This is a genomic window from Salana multivorans (genome assembly GCF_003751805.1).
GTDB lineage: Bacteria > Actinomycetota > Actinomycetes > Actinomycetales > Beutenbergiaceae > Salana > Salana multivorans.
Genome location: NZ_RKHQ01000001.1, coordinates 368,640 through 385,646, shown reverse-complemented (window position 1 = coordinate 385,646; position 17,007 = coordinate 368,640). Strand labels below are relative to the sequence as shown.

At 72.8% G+C, this 17,007-nt stretch carries 15 protein-coding genes; 8 read left to right on the top strand and 7 right to left on the bottom strand.

The features are described from left to right. Positions 1 to 129: 129 nt before the first annotated feature. Entirely contained in the window at positions 130 to 429 is a 300-nt protein-coding gene (locus EDD28_RS01830) for a DUF1905 domain-containing protein (RefSeq protein ID WP_123739864.1), read from the bottom strand. Positions 430 to 597: 168 nt separating this feature from the next. Here EDD28_RS01830 and EDD28_RS01825 point away from each other — a divergent pair, with 168 nt between their 5' ends. Together EDD28_RS01825 and EDD28_RS01820 are read left to right on the top strand one after the other, a co-directional pair. Beyond that, positions 598 to 1,125 (top strand): DUF1697 domain-containing protein, encoded by a 528-nt coding sequence (locus EDD28_RS01825; RefSeq protein WP_123738075.1) that lies wholly within the window; start codon positions 598 to 600, stop codon positions 1,123 to 1,125. A gap of 58 nt (positions 1,126 to 1,183) precedes the next feature. Then, positions 1,184 to 1,444: a hypothetical protein gene (locus EDD28_RS01820; RefSeq protein WP_211339089.1), complete on the top strand. Its 261-nt coding sequence runs from the start codon at positions 1,184 to 1,186 to the stop codon at positions 1,442 to 1,444. Positions 1,445 to 1,474: 30 nt separating this feature from the next. Here the strand turns inward: EDD28_RS01820 and EDD28_RS01815 are convergent, their stop codons facing one another. From EDD28_RS01815 to EDD28_RS01795, 5 genes are all read right to left on the bottom strand, one after another. Continuing rightward, positions 1,475 to 2,152: a class I SAM-dependent methyltransferase gene (locus EDD28_RS01815; RefSeq protein ID WP_245967872.1), complete on the bottom strand. Its 678-nt coding sequence runs from the start codon at positions 2,150 to 2,152 to the stop codon at positions 1,475 to 1,477. Between the two features lie 49 nt (positions 2,153 to 2,201). Beyond that, complete coding sequence (locus EDD28_RS17625) at positions 2,202 to 3,152, bottom strand: hypothetical protein (RefSeq protein WP_211339088.1); 951 nt, start codon at positions 3,150 to 3,152, stop codon at positions 2,202 to 2,204. Between the two features lie 645 nt (positions 3,153 to 3,797). After that, complete coding sequence (locus EDD28_RS01805) at positions 3,798 to 4,241, bottom strand: AAA family ATPase (protein WP_123738073.1); 444 nt, start codon at positions 4,239 to 4,241, stop codon at positions 3,798 to 3,800. 225 nt (positions 4,242 to 4,466) lie between these two features. After that, positions 4,467 to 5,693: a pyridoxal phosphate-dependent aminotransferase gene (locus tag EDD28_RS01800; protein ID WP_123738072.1), complete on the bottom strand. Its 1,227-nt coding sequence runs from the start codon at positions 5,691 to 5,693 to the stop codon at positions 4,467 to 4,469. A 52-nt stretch (positions 5,694 to 5,745) separates the two neighbouring features. Beyond that, positions 5,746 to 6,282: a helix-turn-helix domain-containing protein gene (locus tag EDD28_RS01795; RefSeq protein ID WP_123738071.1), complete on the bottom strand. Its 537-nt coding sequence runs from the start codon at positions 6,280 to 6,282 to the stop codon at positions 5,746 to 5,748. A 119-nt stretch (positions 6,283 to 6,401) separates the two neighbouring features. Here EDD28_RS01795 and EDD28_RS01790 point away from each other — a divergent pair, with 119 nt between their 5' ends. From EDD28_RS01790 to EDD28_RS01770, 5 genes are all read left to right on the top strand, one after another. Then, complete coding sequence (locus EDD28_RS01790; protein WP_123738070.1) at positions 6,402 to 7,670, top strand: metal-dependent hydrolase family protein; 1,269 nt, start codon at positions 6,402 to 6,404, stop codon at positions 7,668 to 7,670. Beyond that, positions 7,667 to 9,361: a DUF885 domain-containing protein gene (locus EDD28_RS01785; protein ID WP_123738069.1), complete on the top strand. Its 1,695-nt coding sequence runs from the start codon at positions 7,667 to 7,669 to the stop codon at positions 9,359 to 9,361. The genes EDD28_RS01790 and EDD28_RS01785 overlap by 4 nt, the downstream gene beginning before the upstream one ends. A gap of 226 nt (positions 9,362 to 9,587) precedes the next feature. After that, a complete protein-coding gene (locus EDD28_RS01780; protein ID WP_123738068.1) occupies positions 9,588 to 11,438 on the top strand; it encodes an ABC transporter family substrate-binding protein in 1,851 nt (616 codons plus the stop codon). A gap of 189 nt (positions 11,439 to 11,627) precedes the next feature. After that, entirely contained in the window at positions 11,628 to 13,169 is a 1,542-nt protein-coding gene (locus EDD28_RS01775) for an ABC transporter permease subunit (RefSeq protein ID WP_123738067.1), read from the top strand. Next, the gene (locus EDD28_RS01770) at positions 13,166 to 14,287 is read left to right on the top strand and encodes an ABC transporter permease (protein ID WP_123738066.1); all 1,122 of its coding nucleotides are present in this window, start codon (positions 13,166 to 13,168) and stop codon (positions 14,285 to 14,287) included. Before EDD28_RS01775 ends, EDD28_RS01770 begins: the two co-directional genes overlap by 4 nt. A gap of 5 nt (positions 14,288 to 14,292) precedes the next feature. Here EDD28_RS01770 and EDD28_RS01765 read toward each other — a convergent pair whose 3' ends face one another. Further along, entirely contained in the window at positions 14,293 to 14,940 is a 648-nt protein-coding gene (locus EDD28_RS01765) for a PH domain-containing protein (protein ID WP_123738065.1), read from the bottom strand. A 26-nt stretch (positions 14,941 to 14,966) separates the two neighbouring features. Between EDD28_RS01765 and EDD28_RS01760 the strand changes: the two genes are divergently transcribed. Continuing rightward, positions 14,967 to 16,976, top strand: a complete 2,010-nt coding sequence (locus tag EDD28_RS01760; RefSeq protein ID WP_245967871.1) for a dipeptide ABC transporter ATP-binding protein — start codon at positions 14,967 to 14,969, stop codon at positions 16,974 to 16,976. Positions 16,977 to 17,007 lie beyond the last annotated feature (31 nt).

Here is a 17,007-nt window from a genome sequence, read left to right as displayed (position 1 = left end):
AGGTATCGGTTCGCCCCGGCCTCGTGGAGGGCGGCGATCTCACCGTATCCCGATGCGTCCCTCAGGGGGCCGCCGACGGCTCATTGAGGCTTGCGGGACCGGCGCTCCGGTGGCTCGGTCGCGTCTCGACTACGGCCGGGCGCGTCCGGTCCGCAGCGAGAGCCCGATCCGGACGACGTCGCCCACCTCGGTGCCTTCGGCCCGTCTGACCGCGACACGCAGGGGCACCAGGTACGCGTCGTCCTTGGGGAACAGGGCCGTGTCGAACGCGGCACCGCCCAGCCGTGCCCGCACCGGCACCTGCCCCCAGTAGACGAGGTCGCGGGCGGCCTCCCGTACGTCGTCGCTGACGTCCACGGGCATGCGTGCGAAGACGAACGGTGCCGGCCCGCGCCACTCGACGACCTCCGCCTCGAACGTCCAGTCCATCTCGCGATGGTAGAGGCGTCCCGCGTCGGAGGAGCGAGCGCCCGCGGCCGGCGCGACGAGCTCGGTGAGCGGTGCAGGATGAGCGTGTGACCGAGTCGTACCGGGACGACGTCGCACCGCGCCCGTCATGAGGAGCTCCATGCGTATCCACTCGAACGGACCGGCCCGATGAGCGGGCGGCGGATCTTCCTCGTGCGCGCCGTCAACGTGGGCGGGGCGAAGCTGCCGATGGCCGACTGGCGCGTCCTCGCCGAGGAGCTGGGCGCAACGGACGTGTCCACCTACATCGCCTCGGGCAACCTGGTGTGCACGCCGCCCTCCGACGTCGACGCCTTCGAGCGAGCCCTGGAGGTCGCGGTGCAGGAGAGGTTCGGGTTCTTCCGAGAGGTGATCAGCCGATCGGTCGAGGAGGTCCGGGCCGCGCTGGACGCCCACCCGTTCGAGGTGCTCGAACCCCGGTTCTCCTACGTCACGTTCCTCGCGGCCGAGCCGACGCCCGACGCGATCGCCAAGGCGCGGATCTTCGAGACCGGCGAGGACCGGTGGGAGGTGATCGGCCGCGAGCTGCACGTCCGGTACGCCGGCGGCGCGGGCCGCCCGCAGATGAAGGACGCGTCGATCGGGCGGGCGCTCGCGGTCCCGGGCACGGCGCGCAACCTCAACACCGTGCGCAAGCTCCTCGAGCTCGCGGGCTGAGCCTCGAGCCGACCAGAACCACCGACCAGGAGAACCACCGACCGAAGGAGGTCGTCACGTGTCAGAGACGGACGACGGGCTCGTCCCCGTCTTCATGCCGCCCCTGGTCGTCCTGCTCCAGGCGGCGGAGACGGCGAAGGGCCTTCCGCTGAGCCGGGACGAGGTGCTCGCGATCCGCGACGACGGCGTGTGCGTCATGCTGCGACGCTCGGCGGCGCGGGCCATGTCCGAGGCGCGGGGGTACGCCGACCTCGACCCCGGGGCCTGCTGGGAGCAGTGGCAGGTCCGGCGCGCCGGAGGACCGGGGGAGACGGCCTGATCCCGAGCGACGGGATCGCCGCCCGGCCGGTCACTCCTCCGGCTTGGTCCAGTCGATCGTGTGCCGGAAGCCGAGGTGACGACGCACCCGCGCGCCGGGCATCGCCTCGTCGAGGACGGCCCGGACCTCCGCCAGCGTCACCTCCGGGTCCCTGACCGGGATCGGTGGCGGCACCGACCCGGCCGCCGCCGCCCACGGGTGCCGGACGTACCCGATGATCGGGTTCGTCACCATGGACGCCACGTCCCACGCGTGATCGGCCGCCGACTCGGGCCGGGCCAGCCCGACGCACAGGAACCGCCCACCCGGGTTCAGGACGCGGCGCACCTGCTCCAGCGCCGACCCGAGGTCCAGGTGGTGCAGCACCGCCACCATGGTGACGAGGTCCACGCCGGCCGGAACCTCGGCGAGGTCCGCCCCGTCCACCGTGACGTTCGTCAGACCGGCGCAGCGCGTCCTGCTCGCCTGCCGCATCCCGGCGTCGACGTCGAGGCCGCGCACGTGCTCGAAGCGTTCCGCCAGGACGGCGAGGAGCTCGCCGCGTCCGCAGCCGACGTCCAGCGCCTCGGCCCGCCGGTCCGGCAGCCGCGTCACGATCCAGGCGTGGAACGCCTCGTTGTGGCTCCACGGGTGCCGCTCGTTGAGCCGGCGCATCACGTCGGCCGCGCGCCCGCCGAACCGGTCGCGTGCCGCTGCTCGAATGTCCACGACGCCAGTCTCACACCCGGTCTCACCGCGCCAGGCGGCACGGCGCGGTTCAGCGGTCGCGGTGCCACGTCCAGCGGTGCGCGTCGAGGGCGCGCGGCGCCTCCCGGCTGATCGTGATGGTCGAGATCGACGTGCCGTCGGCCGCGTGGACGTGGATCCAGCCCTGGTCGAAGTCCCGCAGGTCGTCGCGATCCCCGACGTACGAGGGTCGCCCGAACGGCACGTCCGTCCGCGTCGGCTCGCCCGGCATGCCGTCGACGAAGGCCGCGAGCCGCTCCGTCCGGTGACCGGCGTCCCCGATCACGACCTCGGCGACGACGCCACCGTGGACCCCGAGGCGGACCCCGGCGAGGTTCCGCACCTGCCCGACCAGGGGATGCGACTCCTCGAGCCCGAGGACGTCGAGGAACAGCGCGAACTCCCCGGACCGCCACCGGTGGATCCCGTGGGAGACGCTGGTTCCGGTGGGCACCGCCGTCATCTCGCGCGCGATCCCGCCCGCCGCCCCCGGGCCGTACTCGACGACGAGGTCGCACCCGCCGCGCCGGTGCAGCTCGACGCTCCCGCTCGTGGCGGCCGGCGGGCCGAGCGCCCGGTGGAGGTCGTCCCGCGACGGTGACCGGGGCACTCCCACCAGCAGGCCGCCGGCGTGCCGATAGACCCCGCCGCCGGCCTCGTTCACGAGGCGGATGCGCGAGCTCAGGACGCGGGCGTCCTCGACCTGCAGCTCCACACCGCCGTCGAAGGCGATCAGCCGTCGGAGGAACCCCGACGAGACCGCCCACCGCCGGGCCGTCCCGCCGGCGAGCGCCGCGACCGCCCGGCAGGCCGCGCCGCCGTCGGGCTCGCCGAGCACCTCGAGGAACGCCCGGATCCCTCCCTCCGGGAGCCCCTCGGACGGCGGGCGTTCGAGGGAGATCTCGACGAGGCCGTCGCCGGCGAACCCGAGCCGCACGCGGCCCGCCTCGACGGCGTGCACGACGGACCCGTCGGCACTCACCTCCACGGGGTCGCCGAGCACCGATCGCGCCCGCTCCCGGTCGACGCCAGCCGTGAGTCCGGCGACGAGCGCGGCGGGGCGGGGGTACGCGCCGTCGCCGACGAGGCGGAAACGTCAGGCCGACCACGCCGTCGGCATCCGTCGTGACGAGCGCCGTCCCGGCCGCGAGCGCCCGCGAGACGGCGAGCCTCGCGCTGCCCTCGGGCCGTCCGAGCGCGTCGACGTGGTGCCAGATCTCGCCCACGAGCCGCGGCGGGATCATCCGCGAGCGCAGGCCGGTCCACGGGTGCGTCGGCGGCCCCGTGCGCGGGTGGCGGAGCAGCAGGTCGTCGTGCTCGCCCCGCCAGCACTCCATCTCGAAGATCCCGATCGCCGACGGGTCGATCAGGGCCGCGGCGTACTGCTCGTCGGTCAGGGCGAACAGCGCGTCGGCGGAACCGTGCCCCACCTGCTGGTCGACGCCGACCCACGCCCGCCCCGTCGCGACCTCGACGCCGAGGCTCGGCTGCCGCGCGACCTGCACGAAGCTCCGCGCGTCCGGCTCGCCGCCGGAGACGCCCCTGGACCTCCTGGCGCCCCTGGTGCTCCTGCCCATCGTCGTGCTCCCCCTCCGTCCCCGTGACCCGCTCGGTGCTCGCGCCGCGGTCAGGGGCGCCCGAGCGCCTCGACCGCGTCGGCCAGCTCGACGACCGGGCGGCGTCCGTCGAGCTCGACGGACGCCCCTCGCCGCAGCAGGGGCTCGACCTCGACCACGTACCGGCGGATCTCGTCCTGCTGCTCCGGGCTGCGCCCGTAGGGGTTGTTCGTCCGGGTCCGCACGCGCTCGATCAGCGTGTCCACCGGGGCGCTCAGCAGCACGACGTGGTCGAACCGGTCGTAGAAGCCGCCCTGGTTCTCGACCGTTCCCGACACCACGACGTCGCCGTGCCGTGCGAGCAGGTCGCTCATCCGGGGCTCGTCCCAGAAGCCGTCGGGCAGCTCCCACCCGTCCTCGTCGGTGTCGACGGTGCGGTGGCCGCGCCGGGCGAGCTCCGCCAGCAGCGTCGACTTTCCGGCTCCCGACATGCCGGTGACGAGGATGCGAGGCATGACGTCAGCCTACGAGCGGGACGCGGCGCGCCGGCCCGACGCAGTCGTGTCGCGGGATCACCGGCCTCCCGTCGAGACGTGGGCCCCCGGACCTGGCCCGACTCGAACGGGCGGTCACCCTCTCCGTGCGACGGGCGGCCTGCTCCCGTCCCGGGTAGGAGCGGCTTGAGCAGGTTCGCCGCCGGGCCACCGCGATGCGCGAGGCCTGGCCGGCCGGCGCAGCCGCTACTCGACCAGCCCGCGCTCGGCCGCCAGCTCGAGCAGGGCCGCGCGGACCCGCGTCAGCACGGTCTCGAGCTGCGCGGCGGAGCGGTAGCAGCCGAACACCAGCCGGACGTGGTCCGCACCCGACGGCCCGTACGCCGCGCCGTCGTTGACGAGCACCCGAGCGTTGCGGACGAGGTGGTCCGCCACCTCGGCCCCCGACCCGAGCGCCGACACGTCGAGCCACAGCAGGATGCCGCTCTCGGGCCAGGTCGCGCGGACGCCGGGGACGTCGTGCAGGAGCCGCCAGGCGACCTCGCGGTGCTCCAGCAGCTCGGCCCGGTTGGCCGGCAGGATCGTCGGGTCCTGGAGCGCGGCGACGGCCCCGGCCTGCGAGACCGTCGACGTCGCCCCCACGACGTTGACCGCCGCGCCGTAGTACACGTCCATGAACGGGGTGTCGGCCACGACGTACCCGACGCGCAGCCCCGACAGCCCGAGCCCCTTCGAGATGGAGTACACGCTGATCGTGCGCTCCCACATGCCGGGCAGCGTCGCCGGGGTGACCATCTCCAGGTCGTCGTACACGTGGTCCTCGAACGCCTGGTCCGAGACCAGGACCAGGTCGTTCGCGACGATCCACGCCGCGAGCTCCTCGAGCCACTCGCGGCGGAACACCGTCCCCGTCGGGTTGTTCGGGTGGGACAGCAGCACCACCCGCGTGCGCTCCGTCCGCGCCCGCTCGAACGCGGCGACGTCGAGCCGGTACCCGTCGGCGGCGTCGAGCGGCACGGTGACCGGGACGGCGCCGAGGATCTCGACGTCGCGCACGTTCGACGGGTAGGACGGGTCGGGCACGAGCACCTCGTCGCCCGGCTCCAGCAGCGGCATGAGCGCGAGCAGCAGCCCGGAGTCGGACCCCGGCGTCACGATGACGTGCCGCTGCGGGTCGACCTGGAGACCCGTCGTCGCCGCGATCCGCGCCGCGATCGTCCGGCGCAGGCCGAGGTCGCCGATCGGCATCGTGTAGTGCTCGGGCAGCCCGGCCTCGATCTCGGCGAGCATCGCGGCGCGCACGGACGCGGGCAGGCTGCGGTCGGGGAAGAACGGGTCGGCCCAGGCCAGGACGTCGTAGCCCTGCTCGAGGAGCCGCCCGGCGGTCTCGCCGACGTCGGCCTTGGAGACGGGGGAGAGCAGGCCGCCCGTCACGTGCCGGAACCGGGTGGCGATGGGGGACGTGCGTGTCATGTGGACCTCACGGTGTCGAGGGTGGAGTCGAGGACGTCGCCGTGCGCCGGCCTCACGGCGTCGGCGGCGTGACGCTCACGAGGATCTCGGCTGCGTCGTCGAACGGGTTGCGGAAGCGGTGCGGGAGGCGGGAGTCGAACGTGATCGACTCGGCGGTGCGCACGTGGTGCTCCTCGGCGCCGATCTCGACGACGACGGCGCCCGCCACCACGTACACGCACTCGGTCGACTCGTGCCCGCGGGGCTCGGCGGCCGAGGCCTCGCCCGGCTGCAGCACGGCGCGAAGCACCTCGAGGTCGCCGCGCCCTGGCGTGAGCCGCTCGTAGCCGACCATCCCGGTCGGTGCCGTGAGGATGGTCCGCGCGCCGGGTCGGGAGAGGTGGACCCGCGGCGCCGCCGGCTCGTGGAACAGCTCGGCGATGTCGGCGTCGAACACCGGCGCGAGCTTGCGCAGCGTCGCGATGCTCGGCTCGGAGCGCCCGTTCTCCACCTGGCTCAGGAGCGCGACCGAGACCCCCGACGCGGCGGCGAGCGCGCGCAGCGAGAGGCCGTGCAGCTCGCGCAGCTCCCGCAGTCTCGGACCGATCACGGCGGCTCCCTCCGGCGACGACGATGGTCGGGTGCTCGCCCGGGGCGAACAGCGTTCGCTGCAAGTGTACGGTGGGGGCGACGGGCTCGACGCAGACGCTTCAACTCTGGAGGTAGGACGTGGCCGCAACAGCTTGGATCGGCTGCTCGCTGTGGGACGGGGTCGCCGACACCTGGCGCGACGACGCCGGTCTCGTCGTGGGTGACGACGGTCGGATCGCCTTCGTCGGCGCCGCGGACGAGGCGCTCGCGATCGCTCGCTCGGCCGACACCGGCACCGATGGCCCCGATGGCACCGCCGGGGTCGTCGAGCTCGACGGGGCGAGGGTGGTGCCGGGCCTCGTCAACGGGCACGTCCACTTCTCCCTCGCGCTCCCCGGGCCGATGCAGGACTCCGTGCACTCCTCGACCGAGGCCGACCTCGTCCTGCTCATGGCGGGCAACGCGCGCGACACGCTGCGGGCCGGCATCACGTCGGTCCGCCTCGTCGGCGAGTCGCGGTTCGCCGACATGGCGCTGCGCCGCGCGATCGACGCCGGCCTGGTGTCCGGCCCCCGGATCCGCACCGCCGGGCACGCGCTGTGCTGCACGGGCGGTCACGGCTGGGACGCGGACGGTCACGAGGCCGACGGCGCCGACGGCTTCCGTCGCGCGACGCGCGAGCAGCTCCGCGCCGGGGCCGACCTCATCAAGGTCTGCATCTCCGGCGGCATCGCGGGCGAGCACGAGGCGATCGACACCCCCCAGCTCACCCAGGACGAGATGCGCGCCGTCATCGAGACCGCGCACGCGTGGGGTCGCAAGGTCACCGCGCACGCCGGTCCAGCCCACGTCTCCGAGGAGGCCGTCGCTCTCGGGCTCGACGGCATCGAGCACGGGTACGAGCTGACCGCGGGGCTGTGTGCCTCGATGGCCGAGCGCGGCGTCTGGTACACCCCGACGATCTCGGTCTCGCGCTGCGAGGACTTCTTCGTCTCCAACGGCGTCCCGACGTGGATGATCGACCGCGCCCTCGGCGCCGGCCCGCGCCACTGGGAGAGCCTGCAGCACGCCATCGCCGCCGGCGTCCCGATCAGCCTCGGCACGGACATGCCGCCGCAGGCCGCCTACGACGGCACGACCGCGACCGTCCGCGAGATGGAGCACATGCAGGACGCGGGCATGACCGCGCTGGAGGTCATGCGGGCCTCGACCGCCGCCGGGGCGGAGTGGATGCAGGAGCAGGGCCAGTACGGCACGCTCGTCCCGGGCGCCGCGGCCGACCTGGTGGTGCTCGACGGCGACCCGCTGGCCGACGTGGCAGCGCTGCGCGAGCTGTGGGGCGTGGTCAAGGGCGGGGACGTGGTCCGCGACGACCGGGGCGCGCTGCGCGCGCGGGTGCTCTCGTGAGCGCCGGCCGGCCGACCGGGCGCGGCAGCGCCTCCGGGCCCTGGAGCGTCACGGAGATCGCCGACGCCTACCTCGAGGACCTCGCGCGGCTCGACCCCGACGCGGCGCAGGCCGTCGGCGAGGACCCGGAGATCCAGATCCCCGACCTGAGCGACGACGCGTTCGCCGCGCGCGCCGACCTCGCCCGCGAGACGGTCGCGGCCCTCGAGGTCGCCCGCGCCGGGACCCGGGGGGACCACCTCCTGCGCTCGGCGATGATCGAGCGCCTCGGCAGCGACGCGGCGCTCGACGAGGTCGGCTTCACCCGCCGGCTGCTGGCCCCCCTGGCGACCCCGGTCCACGGGGTGCGACAGGTCTTCGACAACCTCCCGAGCGGCACCGACGAGCAGGTCGAGCGCGTCCGGGCCAACCTCGCCGCCGTCCCCGGCGCCTACCGCGACTACCTCGCGACGCTCCACGCCGCGGCCGACCGCGGCCACGTCGTGGCCCGTCGCCAGGTCCTCGGCGTCGCCGAGCAGTGCGACGGCTGGGTGGCGACCGGGTACTACGACGGCGTCGCAGCCGGTGACGAGCGGCTCGTCCCGCTCGCCCGCGAGGCGGCGCAGGCGACGAGCTGGCTCGCCGAGCGGCTGCGCGAGGAGCTCGCGCCGCGGGCCGGCGAGACCGACGCGGTCGGGGCCGAGCTCTACACGGCGACGTCGACCGCGTTCCTCGGCACGGCGGTCGACCTCGAGGAGACCTACGCCTGGGGCTGGAGCGAGCTCACCCGGCTGTGGGCCAGGGCCACCGAGCTGGCCAGGGAGAGCACGGGGCAGGACGACGTGCTCGCGGCCGCCGCCATCCTCGACGCGCGACCCGAGGGGCGCGTGCCCGTCGCGGAGCTGGAGGGCTGGCTGCAGGCGCGGCTCGACTCGGTGACCGACGCCGTCGACGGCGTGTGGTTCGACCTGCCGGCCGCGTCGCGTCGCGTCGAGGCCCGCCTCACGGCGGCCGCCTCCGGCGTCATGTACTACTCGCCGCCCGACGTCGCCCACACCAGGCCGGGCCGCGTCTGGTGGACGGTGCCCTCCGGCTCGACGGACGTGCCGACGTGGCGCGAGGTCAGCACCGTGCACCACGAGGGCGTCCCCGGGCACCACCTGCAGCACGCGATCACGTTCGGGCTGGCCGACCTGCACCCGTGGCAGCGGTACCTGTGCCAGGTCCACGGCTACGCCGAGGGCTGGGCGCACTACGCCGAGCAGCTCGCGGTCGACATCGGCCTGGCGACCGCGGCCGACGAGCGCCTCGGTGTCGTGCTCGCGCAGCTGTGGCGGGCCTGCCGGATCGTCATCGACCTCGGCCTGCACCTCCAGCTCCCCGTCCCTGCGGGGAACGGGCTCGTGCCGGAGGTCCCGTGGAGCATCGACCTCGGCGTCGACACGCTCCAGCGCCTGGCCGGGGTCGACCCCGAGACGGCGCGGTTCGAGGTGCTGCGCTACCTCGGCTGGCCGGGCCAGGCGCTCGCCTTCAAGGTGGGTGCGCGGCTGTGGGAGCAGGCGCGGGACGAGGCGCGCGGGCGTGAGGGCGCCGACTTCTCGCTGCGTCGGTTCCACGCGCGCGCGCTCGGTCTCGGCCCGATGGGCCTGGGGCCGCTGCGCGACGCGCTCGCGACGATCCCGGACGACGGGGACGGGTCCACCGGGCGCTGATCGAATACCGATCCGCCAGGTGTCAGCGGGGTAACAGTGGCATTTCCCGCGTACCAATTAGGTAACGATTGCGTCGCGGGCGCCGTGCTGGTGCGGCGTCCGGCCCGACTCTGTGGTTACCGTTGGGCCACATTCGTGCCAGGACCGGGGCGCCCACGAACGCGCCGGTTGGCGGGTCGACCGCTCAACCTGTCCAGGGTCACGGCTCATCCATGATGGAGGAACATTGAAGATCAGGCGTATCACGGGTGGGGCGGCCGCGGTTGCGGCGCTTGCCCTTGTGCTCACGGCGTGCGCGAACACGCCGCAGGGCGAGTCCACCCCGACGGGCGGCTCCGAGACCACGGGCGGCGAGACGGCGACCGACGGCGGCGAGGCCACCGGCGGCGGCACGATCACCGTTGCCGAGACCAACGCCTTCACGGCGTTCAACTCCGACACCTCGGACACGAACCTCGACATCAACGGCAAGATCGCCTCGGCGACGCACGGTGGGTTCTGGTACCTCAACCCCGACATGGAGATCATCCACGACGAGGACTTCGGCTCCTACGAGCTCGTCACCGAGGACCCCCTGGTCGTCAAGTACACCGTGAACGACGGCGTCACCTGGTCCGACGGCGAGCAGATCGGCGCCGCCGACCTCCTGCTCTCCTGGGCGATCTACTCGGGCCACTTCAACGGCCCGGGCCCCGACGGTGAGCCGCAGACCGACGACGACGTCGCCTACTTCGACTACGCCGGTGACACGGGCACGCTCGCCCTGGCCGGCGTGCCGGAGCTGAGCGAGGACGGCCTCAGCATCACCTTCACCTACACCCAGCCGGCCGCCGACTGGGAGTCCGCGTTCAACATCGCGCAGACCCCCGCCCACGTCGTGGCCAAGAACGCCGGCCTCGCGGACAGCGCCGCGCTCGTGACGCTCCTGCAGTCGGCGACCCCGGGCGAGGAGAACGCCGAGCTGCGCGCCGTCGCCGACTTCTGGAACACGGGCTTCAACTCGACGACCCTGCCGAGCGACCCCGAGCTCTACCTCTCCAGCGGCCCGTTCATCGTCTCCGACGTCGTCGAGAACCAGACGGTGACCCTCGTCCCGAACGAGAAGTTCTACGGCACCGCGCCGAAGCTCGACACGATCATCATGCGCACGATCGGTGAGGCCACGGCCGCCGTCCAGGCGCTCCAGAACGGTGAGGTCGACGTGATCTCGCCCCAGTCCTCGGCCGACACGCTCCAGGCGCTCGAGGCCCTCAGCGGCGTCGAGATCGTCACGGGCGACCAGCTCGCCTACGACCACCTCGACCTGACCTTCAACAACGGCGGCCCGTTCGACCCGGCCACCTACGGCGGCGACGCCGCGAAGGCCAAGCTCGTCCGCGAGGCGTTCCTGCTCTCGATGCCGCGTCAGGCGATCCTCGACGCGATCGTCACGCCGCAGAAGCCGGGCGCCGAGGTGCTCAACTCCCAGCTCTTCGTCTCCTCGCAGGAGGGCTACGCCGACGCGGTGGCCAGCAACGGCTCCGACGCCTACCCGCTCGAGGGTGACATCGACGCCGCCAAGGCCAAGCTCGCCGAGGCCGGCGTGAGCAACCCGACGGTCCGCATCCTCTACAACACGGACAACCCGAACCGCGTGAACTCCTACACCCTCATCGCCTCCGCCGCGACCGAGGCCGGCTTCACCGTGGTGGACGAGGGTGACCCGAAGTGGAGCGCCCGTCTCGGCGACGGCTCCTACGACGCGACGATCTTCGGCTGGATCAGCTCGGGTGTCGGCGTCTCCGGCGTCCCGCAGATCTTCTCCTCGACCGGTGGCAGCAACATGAACGGCTACAGCAACGCCGAGGCCGACGCCCTCATGCAGCAGCTGCTCGTGACGGTCGACAAGGACGAGCAGATCAAGATCCAGCAGCAGATCGACCCGTTCTTCTTCGCTGACGGCTACGGCCTCCCGCTGTTCCAGTCGCCGGGCCTCGAGGCTCACACCGAGCGTGTCGAGGGCTTCGACGTCTACATGGCGAACCAGACCGGTGTCTGGTGGAACGTCGGCGAGTGGTCGGTGACCGACGCGGCCTGATCGGACCGCTCGGGTGGGGTCGTTCACCGGGTGACCGGCCCCACCCGACACGCCAGTTCTCACGGAAGGGGTGCGGGTCCGCGCTCAGCGCGGGCCCGCACCCCTTCCGTGTCGTAAAATGCCGGTCAACGGTAGGCATTCCGAGTCCTCTAGACTCTCGCGAGCCACACACGTCAGCTAAGGGGATCGATGTCGTCCTACATCTTCCGCAGGCTGCTGCAGTCAGCGCTGATTCTGCTAGCAGCATCGTTCGTCGTCTTCTGCCTCGTCGCGTGGTCGGGTGACCCGCTCCGCGAGCTGCGCCAGAGCAACGCCCCGAACCGCGACCAGCTGATGGCCGACCGCTCGGCGAAGCTCCACCTCGACGTGCCGCTGGTCCCGCGCTACTTCCTGTGGCTGCGCGGGGTGGTCGGGTGCGTCGCCCCCTTCGCCGGAACCTGTGACCTCGGCACGAACACGGGCGGCCTGCCCGTCACGAGCCTGCTCCGGGCGGCGATCCCCTCGACGCTCCAGCTCGTCACGGCCGCGACGCTGCTCGCCATCATCCTCGGCGTCACCATCGGCATCGTGACCGCCCTGCGGCAGTACTCGGGGTTCGACTACCTCATCACCTTCGGCACGTTCCTCTTCTTCTCGCTGCCGTCCTTCTGGGTGGCGGTGCTGCTCAAGGAGTTCGGCGCGATCCGGTTCAACGACTTCCTGGTCGACCCGACCATCCCACCCGGCGCGATCATCGGCATCGGCGTCGTCACGGGTCTGCTGGCTCTCCTCGTCGCGAGCGGGAGCTGGCTGCGGCGGCTCGCGTTCCTCGGCGGCGGGATCGTCGTGGGCGCCGGCGTCGCGTTCTACCTCTCCGCGAGCAGGTGGTTCCTCTACCCGGGTCTCGGCATCCCGCTGGTCGCCGTGTTCGGCGTCGCCATCGCGTTCGGCGCCACGGTCCTGTTCGCCGGGCTGAAGAACCGCAAGGCGCTGTGGTCCAGCCTCATCTCCGTCGGGCTCGGCCTCGTGGCGATGGTCGTGATGGTCCCGCTGTTCGAGCGCGCGACGTTCTGGCTCATGGTCGGGCTGTGCGCCCTCGCCGTCGGGGCCAGCGTCCTGGTCGGCTACCTCATGGGCGGCTACGACCGTGGCCAGTCGATGAAGGCGGCCGGGCTCACCGGCTTCCTCGTCGCCCTCCTCGTGGCGCTCGACCGGTTCTTCCTGGCCTGGCCCGGGTACATGTCGCACCCGCGCGTGCGCGGCCGCCCGATCGCGACCATCGGCTCCTCGACGGCCGGCCTCGACGGCGACTTCTGGACCTCCGGCATCGACACGTTCACCCACTTCGTGCTGCCGACCGCGGCCCTCGTCCTCATCTCCCTCGCGTCCTACACGCGCTACTCGCGGGCCTCGATGCTCGAGGTGATGAGCCAGGACTACGTGCGGACCGCGCGCGCGAAGGGCCTGTCCGAGCGCGTCGTCGTCACGCGGCACGCGTTCCGCAACGCGCTCATCCCGATCGCGACCATCGTGGCCTTCGACATCGGCGCCCTGCTCGGTGGCGCCGTCATCACGGAGCGGATCTTCTCGATCCAGGGCATGGGCACGTTGTTCATCCAGGGGCTCAGCAACATCGATCCACCCCCCGTCATGGGCTTCTTCCTCGTCACGGGCCTCATGGCCGTCGTGTTCAACCTCCTGGCGGACCTCGCGTACTCCGCCCTCGACCCGAGAGTGCGGGTGAAGGCATGAGCTCCCCGGAGAACCTCGAGAACGTCCGTCCGGTGGACGCCGCGGCAGGCGGCACGGACGGCGACGACGTCAAGGGCCTGAGCCAGGGCGCCATCGTCCGCAAGCGGTTCCGCGGCCACACCGGGGCCATGGTCTCCATCGTCGTGCTCGCGTTCGTCGTGATCCTCGCGATCACCTCGATCGGCCTGGGCCCGATCCCCGGCTGGTGGAAGTACGGCTACGCCGGGAAGATCCCGACGCTCGTCGACGGCGGCCGCCCCTCGCTCCAGCTCTGGCCGTTCTCGCTCGGCGAGCACCCGTTCGGCCAGGACTCGGTCGGGCGCGACTACTTCGCCATGACGATGCGCGGGATCCAGATCTCGCTCTTCATCACCGTCGTCGTCGGCGCCATCGCCGCCTTCGTCGGGGTCGTCATCGGCGCCTGCTCGGGCTACTTCCGCGGCAAGGTCGAGACCGTCCTCATGCGGTTCACCGACGTCATCATCATCATCCCGGCGCTCGTCGCCGCGGCGGTCGTCGGGCAGAACGCGTCCGACGGGGGCGTTCTCCTGCTGGGTGTCTTCCTCGGCCTCGTGAGCTGGACCGGGATGGCGCGTCTCACCCGCGGTGACTTCCTCACGCTGCGCGAGCGGGAGTTCGTCGACGCCGCGCGGCTCGCCGGCGCCTCGAACAACCGGATCATCTTCAAGCACATCCTGCCGAACGCCGTCGGCGTCATCACGGTCAACACGACGCTGCTCATGTCCGCGGCGATCCTCACCGAGACGGCGCTGAGCTACCTGGGCTTCGGCGTGCAGGCGCCGGACACCTCGCTCGGCAAGCTCATCAGCGAGAACCAGGCCGCGTTCTCCACCCGGCCCTGGCTGTTCTGGTTCCCCGGCATCTTCATCATCGTCATCTGCCTCTGCATCAACTTCATCGGCGACGGTCTGCGCGACGCCTTCGACCCGCGGCAGAAGAAGATCTCCCTGCGTCGCGTGGCCGACACGGGCGAGGCCGAGCGTCGCCGCGAGGCCAATGCGCGGATCGTGTCGGAGGCCGGGGCCACGACGTCCGGGCCGCCGCGGCCGCTGGACCAGCGCTCGAGCGGCTTCGGCATCGGCGGGCTGGGGTCGTGACGACCTCAGCCGAGCAGGGCCGCGCCGACGCCGACCAGTGCGGTGACGGCGAGCGCGGCGACCCACGGCCACGCGACGCGCGTGCGCACCGGGGTCTCCTCGGCGACGCCCGCCTCGACGGCGCCGGCGTCGACGAGGTTCTGCCACCGCTCGCGCACGTGGTGGGCCGCGACGCCGGACGGCGAGCTCGGCAGGTCGCCGAGGCCGACGCTGCCGGTGCTCCCGCCGGTCCGGCTGACCGCGCGCACGTCGACGGCGGTGGACATGGTGGCGGCGTGCCGGCCGGGGCCGGGCGCCGCCCAGGCGCGGTGGTTCCCACCGGGCGTGTGCAGGGTGAGCGCGTAGCGCGTGCTGACGTGCACGAGCGCCGGCCACGGCACGACGACGGTGCGCAGCGGGTTGACCAGCGTGACGCCGGCGTCGTCCACCTCGACTCTCGGCCGCACGAACACCGTGTACCCGGCGGTAGCCAGGAACAGCAGCCACGGCAGCGCGACCAGCGGCCGGAACGTCCCGTCGGCCAGCGTCGACCACGTCCAGCCGGCCAGCACCACCGCGAGGATGGCGGCGTAGACCGAGGAGCTCCGGGGTCGGTAGACCCACGTCCCGCCCGGTGTCGAGGTGTCGTTGCGTCCGTCCCCGCGTGTTCTCACTCCAGCATGATCCCAGGAGGTATCCGATGACCGACAACAGCTACGCCGCCGTCGCGGTGGATGCGGCGCCGGACCTCGCGACCGGAGACGTCGTCCTCGAGGTCTCCGGCCTGTCGGTCGACTTCGCCGTGGACCGCAAGTGGGTGCCGGCAGCGATCGACCTGAGCTACACGGTCCACGCGGGCGAGGTGCTCGCGATCGTCGGCGAGTCGGGCTCGGGCAAGTCGGTCTCGTCGATGGCGATCCTCGACCTGCTGCCGAAGAACGCGCGCATCTCGGGCAGCGTCAAGCTGTCCGGCCGCGAGCTGCGGGGGATGTCGCCGGCCCGGATGCGCGGCATCCGCGGCGACGAGATCGCGATGATCTTCCAGGAGCCGATGACGGCGCTCAACCCCGTCTACACGGTCGGCAACCAGATCGTCGAGACGCTCCGGCTGCACAACCCGCTCTCCCCGGACGCCGCCCGCGACCGCGCGATCGAGCTGCTCACGATGGTGGAGCTGCCCGACCCGGTCAAGGCGTTCCGGTCCTACCCCCACCAGCTCTCCGGCGGGCAGCGGCAGCGCGCGATGATCGCCCAGTCGCTCTCCTGCGACCCGAAGCTGCTCATCGCCGACGAGCCGACCACCGCGCTCGACGTCACGGTCCAGGCCGAGATCCTCGACCTCATGCGCAACCTCAAGGACCAGCTCCAGAGCGCCGTCATCCTCATCACGCACGACATGGGGGTCGTCGCCGACCTGGCGGACGAGATCATCGTGATGCGTCACGGGCTCATCGTCGAGCGCGGGACGTCGAACGAGATCTTCAGCGAGCCGAAGCACCCGTACACGCGCGAGCTGCTCGCGTCCGTCCCGGCGCTCGGCGGCGCGGACATCGACCTCACGGCCTCGCTCGCCTCCGCCGTCGGCGAGGGCAGCGCGCTCGTCGACGTCGACCCGGAGGAGATGGCCCGACGCGAGGCGGCCAACGCCGAGGCGCTCGCCAAGGCGGAGGCCGCGGCCGCGCGCTCGGACGAGCTCGCCCGGACGACGCCGATCCTCACGCTCGCGGACGTCGCGATCGAGTACCCCAAGCAGGGCCGGATCCCGGCGTTCCGGGCGGTCGAGGGCGCCAACCTCGAGATCCGCCCGGGCGAGGTCGTCGGCCTGGTCGGGGAGTCCGGCTCCGGCAAGACGACCATCGGGCGGGCGGCCGTCGGCCTGCTCCCCGTCGTCGAGGGCACGCTGACGGTCGCCGGCATCGACGTGAGCACGCGCGACCGCAAGGTGCGCGCGCAGCTGCGGCGCAAGGTCGGCATGGTGTTCCAGGACCCGTCGTCCTCGCTCAACCCCCGGCTCCCGATCGGCGAGTCGATCGGTGAGCCGATCTACCTGGCCGGCCTCGCCAAGGGCGACGCGCTGCAGAAGCGGATCGAGGAGCTGCTGGACCAGGTCGAGCTGCCGCGGGCCTACCGCAACCGCTACCCGCACGAGCTGTCGGGCGGCCAGAAGCAGCGCGTCGGCATCGCCCGGGCGCTCGCGCTCGGGCCCGAGCTGCTCGTCGCGGACGAGCCGACCTCGGCGCTCGACGTCTCCGTCCAGTCGCACGTCCTCGAGCTGTTCCAGCAGATCCAGGCCGAGCTCAAGTTCGCCTGCCTGTTCGTCACGCACGACCTCGCGGTCATCGACCTGCTCGCCGACCGGATCGTCGTGATGCAGCACGGACGGATCGTGGAGGAGGGGACGCGGGACGAGATCCTGCGCGCCCCGCGGGAGGCCTACACGCAGCGCCTCATCGCGGCCGTCCCGGTCCCCGACCCGGACAAGCAGCGCGAGCGCCGCGAGCTGCGGGCCGCGCTCCTCGAGGTCGGCCTCGGGCTGGACGGCCGCGCCGAGCAGCGTCCGGTGGCCGCGTCGGCGGGCACGGACAGCGACGTGCCCCGCACGCTCAGCGAGTGGGGGCCGGACGAGGCCGACGCGGACGCCGCGAGCGACGCCGCCTGGCCCCAGGGCCCGACCGGGCCGTCCCGTCCGGAGGACGACGAGCGGTCCTGACGCCCACCCGCGGGGAGAGGCCAGCGCGCCG